Genomic DNA, 12507 nt, shown 5'->3' with positions numbered 1-12507 from the left:
AGTTTCCACGGTGCCTGCCGCAATGAATTCCTGGAACGACCGGGACAACTGCGAGTGTTATTCTATAACATCACACAAACGGGCTGGTACCGATGTACCAGACCTTAGGTGCAGGACCATGCGGATCGGGCGAATCCGTCCAGCGGCGACGCATCCGGAACTCGCCGACACCAGGATAGTGGCATGTCTGAAATCCTCGCCTTCCATGGCGTTCAAAAACAGTACCCGGACCGGCCAGTCATCCGATTCCCGGACTGGCGGCTTGCGGCGGGAAACCACGGCCTGGTCCTGGGCCCGTCCGGCTGCGGCAAGTCCACGCTTCTCGCGCTTGCCGGCGGTCTGCTGACCCCGGAAAGGGGCACGATAGACCTAAACGGTGAAACCATCTCCGGCCTGACCGAGGGGGAGCGTGATCGACGTCGCGCCCGCCTGGTTGGCCTGGTGTTCCAGACACTGCATCTGGTCTCGGCCCTCAGCATCGCCAACAACCTTGCACTGGCGCAGTACACCGCAGGGCAGCCCATCGACCGCCAACGCATCCGACACCTGCTGGCAGCAATGGGTCTGGAGTCAATGACCAACCGCATGCCGGAAACCCTGTCCCAGGGACAGGCACAGCGCATCGCCATCGCCCGCGCGCTGGTCACGCGACCGAAACTGATCCTCGCGGACGAGCCGACCTCTGCCCTTGACGACGCAAGCGCCAAGCGGACCGCATCGCTGCTGCTGGAGCAGGCGGGGACCTGCGGCGCGAGCCTGCTCATTGCCACGCATGACCATCGCCTGCGCGGTATCTTTCCAACCGTGCTGGAACTTGAGCCGGAGCCGGCATGAACATCTGGCGCCTGACCCTCGCCTACCTGGCACGCAACGCGCTCGGCACGGCGCTGCAGGTCGCATTACTGGCACTGGGGGTCGCCACGATCACCGTGCTGCTCCTGCTTGGCCAGCAACTGGATGATCGCGGCCGCTCGGAGACCCGGGGCATTGATCTGGTGGTCGGCGCCAACGGCAGTCCGCTGCAGATCATCCTGTCCAGCGTGTTTCATGTCGATGCGCCGACCGGCAACATCGGCGACCGGGATGTGGATTGGCTGCGCGAACACCCGCTCGTGGCCGGCACCATTCCGCTGTCCATGGGTGACAGCTACCAGGGTTTTCGCATCATCGGTACCGAGCATTCACTGGTGGAACACTATGCCGCCGAACTGCGCGAAGGAGAGCTTTGGGAAGGTAATCACCAGGTCACCATCGGTGCCGAGGTTGCGGCAGCGACGGGGCTGGCGGTCGGTGACACCTTCCATGGCGTGCATGGCATCGCCAGCGGCGACGGCCCGGTCCGCGGCGAGCTGCACGACGACCATGACTACGAGGTTGCCGGGATTCTGGAACGTCGCGGGCGGGTCGTGGACCGCCTGATTCTGGGCAGTGTGGAAAGCGTCTGGCACGTGCATGGTCACCTGCATGAGTCAGACGCCAACCATGACCATGATCATGGCCACGGCCATGACGAAGCTGCCGACGACGACGGAAAAACGCGGGAAATCACCGCCCTGCTGATCAGCTATCGCTCGCCACTGGCGGCGGTGACACTACCGCGGATGGTCAACAGCCGGCCCGGCCTGCAGGCGGCCTCCCCGGCGCAGGAGACCAGTCGCCTGATCGGGCTGCTCGGGGTCGGGCTGGATGCCCTGCGACTGTTCGGCGGCGTCCTGCTGGGGGCCGCGGTGCTGGGCCTGTTTGTCGGCCTCTACACGGCACTGCGCCAGCGACGGCATGACATGATGCTCCTACGTGCCATGGGTGCGCCGAAACGGGTGCTGGTTGGGCAAGTCCTGCTGGAAGCACTGCTGATCAGTCTGCTCGGCGCCCTGCTCGGCCTGGCTCTCGGCCACCTGGCAATGGAACTGCTGGCTGACGGCTTTGCGCAGGCGCGCCAGATGGCGCTGACCGGGCGTCTGCTCCTGATCGAGGAGTTGTACCTGCTGTTAGGGGTCCTCGGGATCGGCCTCGTGGCGGCGCTGATACCGGCCTGGCAGGCCTATCGCATCCCGGTCGCGAACGCCCTGACGAAACGGTAATATCGCACGATGATTCGCTCCAGCCCGCTTTCTGCACACCTGCCGTCGCGCATGCGTCTGGTCCTGATGGTCATCTTGCTTGCCGGACTCCTGGTTGCCTGCAGTGACGATGCGGAATACGGCAGCTCCGTCAGGGATTCAGAGCCGGCAATGGCGCAGGAGCCGACGGAAGCCGCTGCCGCGGAATCGGACAAACCGGCGCTGCGCGTCTACATCACGCGCCTGCGGGATTACGGCGAAGTGGCGGGTATCACTGCGGCATCCGACGAGTTCGTCGATCTGACGCTGCGCATGGAAGCCGCCGACGGTACGCCCCTGGCGGCAACGGATATCGAAATCAGCTCGCTGGTCGGCAACGAGCTCAGCGAAAGCGTGGTTGCCACCGACGCGGATGGCAATGCCGAACTGCGGATCAAGCCACAACTCCCCGGCGATGATGTCCTGACCTTCCTTGCCGATGGCGTCAGCCGTCAGGTCACGCTCTACATCACCGATGATGCCTACGGCCATCCGATGGAACACATGGAGGAGCGGGCCACGGAACTGCCGGAGGTGGACGGCGTGATTGCCTGGGATCGGCTCACTGCGGTCGCGACCGAGGAAGGCGATTACGGACTGCTGAAGCCGCTGTTTGACGACGATCTGCGCGCCCTGCATGGCACCGAGGTCAAAGTCCAGGGGTTCATGCTTCCGCTGGAGAATGACGACAAGCACAGTCACTTCATCGTCACCCGCAGCCCGCCCAGCTGTTTTTTCTGTCTACCGGGCGGTCCGGAGAGCGTCGTCGAGATCAAGGCCGAGAAACCACTGGAATTCAGCTTTGACCCGGTGGTCCTGAAAGGTCGGCTGGCATTGCTGGAAGACAGCGAGATGGGGCTTTTCTACCGACTGGAGAATGCCACGCTGGAGTAGTGGGCTCGCGAGGGCGGGAGATCTAGGAAAACACTGATGTAGTCCCTAGCCGCCACCGCGGCGGAACCGGCGATCGAAATTCTCCAAAAAGGCGCGACGCTCGGTCGCATCCAGGTTGAAAAATTCGATGGTCAGTTCGGTCGTCGGCAGCTCGAACATGGCGATCCGGCGCCGTGTTTCCGGCGCCAGGTGGATCTCGATCCGACCTTTCCCCTGCTCCCCAACCAGGCGGTCAGCACCCAGTCGACGCCAGTCGAAACCTTCCATCACTGCCGGCGCCACGCGCCAGAAATCCGCGTGATCCAAGCCCATGGTCTTGCTGATTCGATGCCGCTCGGCAGTCACCGCCATCAGCCGCCGGCTACCGGCGGCCAGACGGCAAACACATCGTCCGGCTCGAATACGGCGCTATCCCGATCCGCAGGCTTGATGTAGGTGCCATTGCAGAGAATCAGATGGGCCATCGGCCGCGGGATCTTGAGCAGGTCAATCAACTGGTTTGGCGTCATGGCATCATCAATGTCCAAAAGGAAACCTTCATGCGGCTTGACGCCCTCGGGTAACAGCTTGCTCAGGCTGGCATAAAGCTTGATTCGAATCTGCATCGGAATATGCCCGTAAGCTTTTCTGCTGACAAAAAAACCGGGCAGCGGCCGCGCGCGCGGGGCCACCGCCCGGTTCACGAGTACGCCTCAGGCCGACAGGACGCGGGCGTTGTGGCCGATGGCCTGGGTACAGGCGATATAAGCTTCCATGATCCGGGTCGGATCGTTTTTCAGCCTCTCCTTCCATTTACCCAGCCGCACCTTGCTCTGAATCAGGCCGCGCATGACACCGACATGGTCGGTCATGCCCAGACTGCTGCCACCGACCAGCACGTCATCCTTGAACTGCAGATTGATGTAGCGGAACCGGTCGCCGTCATAGAGCTCGGCGGAGTCACCGCCGTCGACGCCCATCCACATGCCGAATGACGTCGAAATCAGCCCCAGGGTATCGAGCACGTTCATGTTGACGCTGCCCTGGTGCTTGAGCGGGTAACCGGCCATGTTGTTGGCTGCAAGCCGGCCGTGATCCGCTGCCGTCGGCTGGATGGCCTGCACCGTGTACTCCCCGGTGTTGAAATCCAGTCCCTGGGCCACGTCGCCGGCCGCGTAGACGTCCTCCACCGAGGTCTGCAAGTGGCGATCGACCAGGATTCCCTGATCAGCCTTGACCCCGGAGCCTTCGAGAAACGCCGTATTCGCCTTCACTCCGACGCAGACGATGACCAGATCCGCCTGGGCAGACTCGCCGTTATCCATGCGCACGGCCAGGGGATGCCCGTCACCACCCTCGTCGATGCTCTCAACGGTGGTCGAGGTATGCACGGTAACGCCCTTGTCCTGACACCACTTCTTGATCAAGCCACCGGCACGATCATCCATCATCCGCGGCACCATGCGGTTCTGCTGCTCGATGACCGTGAGCCGCGTCTTTCGCATGACCAGGGATTCCAGAATGATGCAGCCAATGAAGCCGGCACCGATCAGCACCACCCGCGAACCTTCCTTTGCCCGCTCGATGATGTGTCGGCTGTCCTCCAGGGTCCAGCAGGTATGCACGCCCTCCCGGTCGACTCCCGGCAGGGGCGGCACAATCGGATGAGAACCGGTGGCAATCAGCAGCTTGTCGTAGGGAACCGTGTCCCCGCCAGCCAGTTTTACCTGCTTGGCCTGGGTGTCCAGCCCCTCGGCCTTGACGCCTGTCCGAACGGTGATGCCGTTGTTTTCGAAATAGCCGTCGCCCTTGCGCAGCCAGGTTCCCTGCTCACCGACCTGCTCCACCAGATAATATGGAATCGCCATCCGTGAGTACGGCGGCTCCGGCTCGTGACTGAGCATGGTGACGTTGCTGTCGGGATCGAGCTTGCGCAGGGTTTCGGCGGCAACAACGCCGGCCGGACCTGCGCCAATGATCACATGTCGCATGATTCAACCTCTCCGCTAGCCGCGGCGGCGGGGCTCAGAGCCCCAGCCGCGCGCGGGTTTCAGGCGTCAGCTCACCGGTCGGCGTCCAGCCCCGGACTTCGTAATACTTGGGCAGCATTACGTCCAGGTCGTTGACCCGACCTTCCGCCGGACCGACCTTGGCCGCATCCTTGCGCAGACGCTTGGGCAGCGTGTCGTCGGCGGCGGTCATGCCGGCCTTGAGGTTGTAGTCGCGCTCCATGTTCCAGATGCGTTCACCGACTTCCAGCAGCTTTTCCGTGGTCCAGTCACCCTCGCAGGCGGCATCGATCTGCGGTGCGATGTCGTCCATGCCCCAGGCAAAGGTGGTGAACACGCAGAGGCCGGCGGAATCGACCGCGGCCGTCGCATCCTGGAAGGCCTTGACCAGTTCGGCCTTGCCATCGGTGCTCAGCGGATCGGTCTTCTCGGGGATTCCCAGCACTTCGGAGGATACCGTGTAGCCGCGCAGGTGGCAGGCGCCCCGGTTCGAGGTGGCATAGGCCAGACCCATACCCTGGATGCCACGCGGATCGTAGGCCGGGAACTCCTGGCTCTTGACTGTCATCGAGATGTCCGGATGGCCGTACTTCTCGGCCAGCCGACGCGAACCCAGGCCGATTTCCTGACCAAAGCCTTCGCCCTTGGCAGTCAATTCAGCCAGCTTCACCAGCGCTTCGGCAGAACCGAACGGGATTTCCAGACCGCCGGTATGCTCGGTGGTAATGACCCCCATCTCATACAGCTCCATGGCCGCAGAGACCGTGGCGCCGAAGGAGATCGGGTCCATGCCGTCCTCGTTGCAGAGGAAGTTGGCATAGGTCAGGGCATCCATGTCATCGACACCGGTATTGGACCCCAGCGCCCAGGCGGCTTCGTATTCCAGGCCACCCGAGGCCTTCTGGTATTCCGGCCGATCCTTGACCGTGAAATGCTGCGGATCGATGGTGGAGATCCGGCCGCAGGCAATGGTGCAGCCGAAGCAGGCGCCGTTGGTGCTGAGATTGGGCTGGTGGTCGGATGCACGCGGCTCGTGCATCGCCTCGCCGGAGATCTTGTGCGCCCCCTCGAACTGCACCTCACGCATGTTGCGCGTTGGCATCGCCCCCATTTCGTTGATCACGTTCATCAACACCTGGGTACCGTAGGTGGGCAGGCCCTGGCCGGTGACGGCGTGATCCGCCAGCACCTTCTTGGCCTCCTCGGTGGCCTGCATGAAGCGCATCGGATCCTTGAAGTTGCCCACGCCGCGGGTACCGCGGCAGGCCAGCGCCTTGAGGTTCTTCGATGCCATCACGGTGCCGACGCCGGAGCGACCGGCGGCACGGTGCATATCGTTGACGATGGCCGCATACAGGTTGCCCTTCTCGGCCGCACGGCCGACACAGGCAATCTTCAGTTCGGGATCCTGATTCTCCTTGTGCAGGATTTCGTGGGTGTCCCAGACCGACTTGCCCCACAGGTGATCCGCCGGACGGAGTTCGGCGGTGTCATCCTCCAGATACAGGTACACCGGCTTTGGCGACTTGCCCTCGTAGATTATCATGTCCCAGCCGGCCGTCTTGATCTCGGCACCGATGAAACCACCGGAGTTGGAACAGGCAATGCAGTTGGTCAGCGGGCTCTTGGTGACCACGGAGTAGCGACCACCGGTGGAGGCCATCGTACCAGTCAGCGGCCCGGTGGTCATGATCATCTTGTTTTCCGGCGACAGGGGATCGACCTTCGGGTCGGTCTCTTCCACCAGATACTTGGTCGCCAGACCGCGCTGCCCAAGATACTGCTGGGCCCACTCCATGTTCAGGGGCTCGGCCTTGCAGGTCCCCTCGGTCAAATTCACGCGAAGTACTTTTCCAGTCCAGGACATGATCAGAGTCCTCCCTGCTGGGGAACGTTGAACACCTGCACTTCCTTCGCTTTCGGCGGGTTCGCATGGGCACCGGCCTCGCGCGGCGCCTGCTGCGCCCAGGCACGCATCCGTTCCATGCCGGTGTCATCGGCAGCCACATAGGTAATGGCGCCGGTGGGGCACGCCTTGGCGCACCACGGGTCACCACCGCAAAGATCGCATTTCACGACCTTGCCGCTGTCGGCCTCGTAATTCACCGTGCCGAACGGGCAGGCAATCGTGCAGACCTTGCAGCCGACACAGACGTCGGAAAGCACGTCCTTGGAGCCGGTCGCCATGTTGAGCACGATCGCTTCGACCGGACAGGCGTGCATGCACCAGGCCTCGTCACATTGGGTGCACGTGTAGGGGGCGAAGCGCCCTTCATCGTGGAAAGTGAAGACCTTGATGCGGGACTTTGCGGGGTTGAATGCGCCGGTATTTTCGAAGGAACAGGCCATCTCGCACTGGAGACAACCGGTACACTTCTCCGGCTCAAGCTTGAGCGCCTTGAGCATGAAACTTCCTCCCTCATTAAGTCGTTGCGCCTGCCGGGACTCTGAACGGTCCTTTCGGTCAATGGCGCCTGGCGTCTTCTTCTGAGCCGCTACACTGAACATAGTACTCGCAAGCACTAACCCGGGAAAGCAATCACAACGGTGAAACTGCGAGGCACCGGTCCGGGCTGTCGATGAAAAGCAGACAGCGGGACCCGAACCCGGCTCTGTGCCGGCCCGGGGCCTCACCTGAGCAACCAGGAGGCAAGGCCATGAATGCCGCGACCGAACGTGTTGAATGTGCCTGCAGCGACTGCGTCTGCACCATGCCCCGCGACAAGGCCGTCGAGCGCCAGGGACGCCTGTACTGCGGTGAGAGCTGCGCCCGGGGGCACGATAACGGCGCCGGATGCGGGCACAGCGGCTGCGGATGCGCCGGAAAGTAGGAGCCCGGCAGATCCGGCGCGTTTTACCCGGACACCGTCCCGGTTGCATCTGGAGCCATGCGGCTATCCGTCTGATCTGACGACGCTTCAGCTCAACGGGGGCCGCCACAGATCCACCGCCCGGTAGGGTTGCGAGATACCGGTTTGCACCGAGTGCCGGGGCGGATTGTGCTTCGGCAAATTCGCGGAGAGGGAGGGATTGCTTGCCGCTCCGCGGCTGCGGGCTCCCTCCGCTGCGCTCCGGGAGTCGAACCAACGTGTCTGTCCGGGGGTTCGAACCCCTGCTCTGTTTCAATGAAAAAGGGGATGCCCTTGCGGGACACCCCCTTTTTCAATGAACTGGCGGAGAGGGAGGGATTCGAACCCCCGGGCCCCGTTAGGAGCCACTCGATTTCGAGTCGAGCCCATTCGACCGCTCTGGCACCTCTCCATGGGCGGCGTAGTCTACCTGAAGTCGACGGTCGAACGAAGAGATCCGCGTGCGAACACTCCGAGGTCCATTGATAACTGTTCTGATGCTGACGGCGGCCGCTGCCCTGCTGACGATGATGGTTGCCAACGGCCAGCCGTTCCTGCTCGACCAGGTCCGGGACCGCGGTTCACTACGTGTCGCGGTGCCTGCCGCATCGCTGGAGACGGAAGGCGCTCAGGCCTCGGAGGTGGAACTTGAACACGAGCTGCTGCAGGCATTCGCCGACCATCTCGAGGTCCGGCTGCGTTTCGTCGCCGTGGAATCGCCGTCCATGATCCCGGACGCACTGGCAGCGGGCGCGGCCGATCTGGCGGCCACAGTGCTGGTTCCAGCCCAGCCGCGACAGCCCGGCATGCGTTATACCCGCCCCTACCTGGAGGTGGAATCCGTTTTGGTTCGACGCCAGGACCGGGCCGTTGTGGAGGATCTTGCCCTGCTCGCCGATCACGACAGCCGGCTGGTCGTGCCGTCGAACAGCCTGCAAAGCCAGCTGCTGCGCGGCCGCTTCGGGGACGAGGCACCGTTCTGGGACGAAATCGACAGGCCAGTCCGGGATCTGCTCTACCTGGTCTGGCGTGGCGAATACGACTACACGGTTGCCGATCTCGGAATGCTGCAACGCAACCAGCGATATCTGCCGGAACTTCAGGCGGACAAGGCCCTGGGGGAACCCCGGAAACTGAGTTGGAGCGTCCTGGATCAGGACGATGTCAGCCTGTTTCGCGAGGCCCAGACCTTCCTCGGTGCAATCGCCTCTGATGGCCGGCTGGATGCCATGGTCGAGCACCATCTGGGCGATCTCGGGGATTTCGACTACGTCAATTCACGCACTTTCCTGCGCCATGTCACCGGCCGCCTGCCAGAATATCGCGGCATGTTCCAGAGCGCGGCGGAAACGTACGACCTGGACTGGCGCCTGCTGGCAGCGATTGGCTACCAGGAATCGCTCTGGGACCCATCCGCGGTCTCCCACACCGGTGTCCGCGGCCTGATGATGCTGACCACCGCCACCGCGTCCCAACTGGGTGTCGATCGACTGGATCCGGCCGAGAGCATTGAAGGGGGAGCGAGGTACTTGCGGAGTTTGATCGACCGCATCCCCGAGGAGATCCCGGATCCGGTGCGCACCTGGCTGGCCCTCGCGTCGTACAACGTCGGCCTGGGCCATGTGCACGACGCCCGCCGGCTGACCGCCCAGATCGGCGGCGATCCCAACGCATGGCAGGATATCAAGGAGACGTTGCCGCTGCTGTCGGATCCTGAATGGTACCCGCAGACCCGGCATGGCCAGGCGCGCGGCCGCGAGCCGGTCATCTATGTCTCGAGGGTGCGCGCCTACCATGATTTGCTGACCCGCATCACCGATGCCGATCTGCAGGATCCGGCCGTCGGGCTGGAGCAGCCGGAGATTGTCCCGTTCAACGGCAAAACCCGCCCTGGGCCGCGTCTGGACTGGACCGGCAACGCAATTTATTAGGGAAACATCGGATTATTCACACGGCAGCGTTGGAGGCCGCTTTTTTCCGCGCAAGGCGCGCTGCCCAACGCCGCAGTCGCTCTGAAGTCAAGCAGTCCTGGCCTATGACGACGCCTGCCGCCGGGCACGAAAAAACTCCCGTAGCAGGCGGGCGCTCTCGTCAGCCAGCAATCCACTCTCGACCTCAACCAAATGGTTGTGCAGCCCATCGGCAAGCAGCTGGAAGCGGCTCTCCACCGCACCGGTGCGCGGCTCCGGCGCCGCATAGACCAGGCGCTGGACACGGGCGTGCACCAGCGCACCGACGCACATCACACAGGGTTCAAGCGTCACGTAAAGCGTGGTTCCGGTTAGCCGATAATTGCCCGTGCGGCGGGCCGCGTCGCGCAGGCAGGCCATTTCCGCATGGGCAGACGGATCGCTCGCCGCGATCGGATGATTGTAGCCACTGGCCAGCAGCTCGCCGCCCCTTACCAGCACCGCACCGACAGGCACCTCGTCCTCTGCCGCCGCCTGGCGCGCCAGCTCCAGGGCCTGTTGCATCCAGCGAACGTCCTGATCGCGCCGATCGTTTTCGGTCATCGGGTGTTCAGGCGCTGCTGCGACCGAATCGGGCATCCAGTTCATTGCCATGCCGGGCAAGAAACCGGCGCCCGAGACTGATCGCATCGGCAGCCGAGCCATCCCGTCCGGGACCGGCGTCACGCAGCTGTTGGTCGGCCAGGTCCAGGCATCGGCCGACAGCCTCGGCAGGTCGCTGCTCGACGAGAACGCCACTGCGAACCCGCCAGACCAGCCGGCCGCCAACCGCATCGGCGGCGGCACGCCGCCGGGCGATCGCGTCGATGACCTCCCAGTGCTCCATCAGCAGGTAATCGAGTTGCTCAAGCGCCGCCTGGTCGTACAGACGGGAGGCTTCCCTGCGTGTGGGCTGGCGTCGCAAGTGGCGGAATCGCCGGCGCGCCAGCTCCAGCACCAGCTCCAGGGCATCCGACACACCCAGCGGATTGATATCGCCGACTTCCTCAGCACTCATGGCACTCTCCCGCATCAAGCCCAAAGCGGAACACTGATTTATTCCCATTCGATAGTTGCCGGCGGCTTGCCAGAAATATCATAAACAACGCGCGATATCGTACTGATTTCGTTAATTATACGACGGGAGACATGATCGAGAAATTCATAGGGCAGATGGGCCCAGCGCGCAGTCATGAAATCCACCGTCTCGACTGCACGCAGGGCAACAACATAGTCATAGCGCCGACCATCACCGGTCACCCCAACGGACTTCACCGGCAGAAACACCGCGAAAGCCTGGCTGACCTGATCATAGAGACCGTTCCGGCGAAGCTCGTCGATGAAAATGGCATCGGCCCGGCGCAGGGAATCGGCGTACACCTTGCGCACCTCGCCCAGGATCCGCACGCCAAGCCCCGGGCCGGGAAACGGGTGCCGTTGCACCATTTCCGATGGTAGACCCAGCTCCAGGCCAATCTGCCGAACCTCGTCCTTGAACAACTCGCGCAGCGGCTCGATCAGGCGCAGGCTCATGGTCTCCGGCAAACCACCGACATTGTGATGAGACTTGATCACATGGGCCTTGCCGGTGGCCGCACCGGCGGATTCAATCACATCGGGGTATATCGTGCCCTGAGCGAGCCATTCCACGTCATCCAGCCGGGCAGCCTCCTCGTCGAACACCTCAATGAAAGTCCGGCCGATGATCTTGCGCTTCTGTTCCGGGTCATCGACCCCGCCCAGCGCCGCCAGGAAGCGATCCTCGGCATCGACCCGGATCACGCGCACACCCATGTGGCGGGCGAAGGTCGCCATCACCTGATCGCCCTCGTCGAGCCGCAGCAGACCGTTATCCACGAACACGCAGACCAGCTGCTCGCCGATTGCCCGGTGCAACAGGGCAGCCACCACCGACGAATCGACACCACCGGAGAGTCCGAGCAGGACCTGACCATCGCCTACCTGAGCGCGGATCCGCTGGATGCTGTCTTCGATGATGTTGCCCGATGTCCAGGCGCCGGAGCAGCCGCAGATTTCGTGCACGAAACGCGAAATGATTCGCGCGCCCTGCACAGTGTGGGTGACCTCGGGATGGAACTGCAGGCCGTACCAGCCCCGTTCGTCATCACCGATTCCGGCAATCGGCGCCGCATCGGAACTGGCAATCACCTTGAACCCCGGCGGCAGGTCACTGACCCGATCACCGTGACTCATCCAGACATCAAGCATGCCGAAGCCTTCCGGCGTGGTGTGATCCTCGATGTCACGCAGCAAGCGCGAGTGGCCGCGGGCCCGCACGCTGGCGTAACCGAACTCCTTGTGATCGGAGGCTTCAACCTGACCGCCGAGCTGGCTGGCCATGGCCTGCATGCCGTAGCAGATACCCAGTACCGGCACGCCCAATTCCAGTACCGCGGCGGGGATCCGCGGCGTCTCGCCGAAGGTTACCGACTCCGGCCCTCCGGACAGGAGGATGCCGCTCGGCGCGAAGTCACGGATCGCCGCATCGGCCACATCACAGGCATAGATCTCGCAATACACCCGAGCCTCTCGAACGCGGCGGGCAATCAGCTGGGTGTACTGGGATCCGAAATCCAGGATCAACAGGCGTTCGGCGTGAATAGAATCAGGCATGGGAATCCAGTGTCTGTAACGGGAACGCCGTCCCGGGTTCACGCCCGGGGCCGACGCGGCATGGGAGCAACGATCTCAGCCTGGCACGGCGTCG

General features: G+C 63.3%; 13 protein-coding genes and 1 tRNA gene. 5 read left to right on the top strand and 9 right to left on the bottom strand.

What is annotated here, in order from left to right; translation table 11 throughout:
* Positions 1-183 precede the first annotated feature (183 nt).
* From M0534_RS04465 to M0534_RS04455, 3 genes are read left to right on the top strand one after another with little or no spacing between them, the layout of a single operon-like run.
* The gene (locus tag M0534_RS04465) at positions 184-834 is read left to right on the top strand and encodes an ABC transporter ATP-binding protein (RefSeq protein ID WP_248567217.1); all 651 of its coding nucleotides are present in this window, start codon (positions 184-186) and stop codon (positions 832-834) included.
* Complete coding sequence (locus M0534_RS04460) at positions 831-2081, top strand: FtsX-like permease family protein (protein ID WP_248567216.1); 1251 nt, start codon at positions 831-833, stop codon at positions 2079-2081. The genes M0534_RS04465 and M0534_RS04460 overlap by 4 nt, the downstream gene beginning before the upstream one ends.
* Before the next feature lie 9 nt (positions 2082-2090).
* Positions 2091-2993, top strand: coding sequence for a DUF3299 domain-containing protein (locus M0534_RS04455; protein ID WP_248567215.1), 903 nt, complete (start codon positions 2091-2093; stop codon positions 2991-2993).
* A 45-nt stretch (positions 2994-3038) separates the two neighbouring features.
* On the opposite strand, the gene M0534_RS04450 is transcribed toward M0534_RS04455, so the two are convergent.
* The 5 genes from M0534_RS04450 to M0534_RS04430 all read right to left on the bottom strand — a co-directional run bounded on the left by M0534_RS04450 (position 3039) and on the right by M0534_RS04430 (position 7387).
* Positions 3039-3344: a hypothetical protein gene (locus tag M0534_RS04450; RefSeq protein ID WP_248567214.1), complete on the bottom strand. Its 306-nt coding sequence runs from the start codon at positions 3342-3344 to the stop codon at positions 3039-3041.
* On the bottom strand, positions 3344-3598 hold the full coding sequence (locus M0534_RS04445) for a MoaD/ThiS family protein (protein ID WP_248567213.1): 255 nt from the start codon (positions 3596-3598) through the stop codon (positions 3344-3346). The genes M0534_RS04450 and M0534_RS04445 overlap by 1 nt, the downstream gene beginning before the upstream one ends.
* 87 nt (positions 3599-3685) lie before the next feature.
* A complete protein-coding gene (locus tag M0534_RS04440; protein WP_248567212.1) occupies positions 3686-4963 on the bottom strand; it encodes an NAD(P)/FAD-dependent oxidoreductase in 1278 nt (425 codons plus the stop codon).
* Between the two features lie 34 nt (positions 4964-4997).
* Positions 4998-6848 (bottom strand): aldehyde ferredoxin oxidoreductase family protein, encoded by a 1851-nt coding sequence (locus M0534_RS04435; protein ID WP_248567211.1) that lies wholly within the window; start codon positions 6846-6848, stop codon positions 4998-5000.
* Positions 6849-6850: 2 nt separating this feature from the next.
* Positions 6851-7387 carry a 4Fe-4S dicluster domain-containing protein gene (locus M0534_RS04430; RefSeq protein WP_248567210.1) on the bottom strand — a complete coding sequence of 179 codons (537 nt, stop codon included), beginning with the start codon at positions 7385-7387 and terminating at the stop codon, positions 6851-6853.
* Between the two features lie 173 nt (positions 7388-7560).
* Here M0534_RS04430 and M0534_RS04425 point away from each other — a divergent pair, with 173 nt between their 5' ends.
* On the top strand, positions 7561-7812 hold the full coding sequence (locus M0534_RS04425; protein WP_345894698.1) for a metallothionein: 252 nt from the start codon (positions 7561-7563) through the stop codon (positions 7810-7812).
* A gap of 340 nt (positions 7813-8152) precedes the next feature.
* Here M0534_RS04425 and M0534_RS04420 read toward each other — a convergent pair.
* Positions 8153-8242 (bottom strand) — tRNA-Ser (locus M0534_RS04420).
* A gap of 85 nt (positions 8243-8327) precedes the next feature.
* Here M0534_RS04420 and mltF point away from each other — a divergent pair.
* Entirely contained in the window at positions 8328-9761 is a 1434-nt protein-coding gene (gene mltF / locus M0534_RS04415; RefSeq protein WP_248567208.1) for a membrane-bound lytic murein transglycosylase MltF, read from the top strand.
* Positions 9762-9863: 102 nt separating this feature from the next.
* Here the strand turns inward: mltF and tadA are convergent, their stop codons facing one another.
* Genes tadA through guaA form a run of 3 tightly spaced genes read right to left on the bottom strand, consistent with a single transcriptional unit; the run spans position 9864 to position 12413 of the window.
* A complete protein-coding gene (gene tadA, locus M0534_RS04410; protein ID WP_248567207.1) occupies positions 9864-10343 on the bottom strand; it encodes a tRNA adenosine(34) deaminase TadA in 480 nt (159 codons plus the stop codon).
* A 7-nt stretch (positions 10344-10350) separates the two neighbouring features.
* Entirely contained in the window at positions 10351-10797 is a 447-nt protein-coding gene (locus tag M0534_RS04405) for a hypothetical protein (protein ID WP_248567206.1), read from the bottom strand.
* 38 nt (positions 10798-10835) lie between these two features.
* On the bottom strand, positions 10836-12413 hold the full coding sequence (gene guaA / locus M0534_RS04400) for a glutamine-hydrolyzing GMP synthase (protein ID WP_248567205.1): 1578 nt from the start codon (positions 12411-12413) through the stop codon (positions 10836-10838).
* Between the last annotated feature and the right edge of the window lie 94 nt (positions 12414-12507).

It is taken from the genome of Methylonatrum kenyense, from assembly GCF_023195885.1.
Classification (GTDB): Bacteria; Pseudomonadota; Gammaproteobacteria; order Nitrococcales; family Aquisalimonadaceae; genus Methylonatrum; species Methylonatrum kenyense.
The sequence above is the reverse complement of the archived record's forward strand: the minus strand, read 5'-3'. Positions and strand labels throughout refer to the sequence as shown.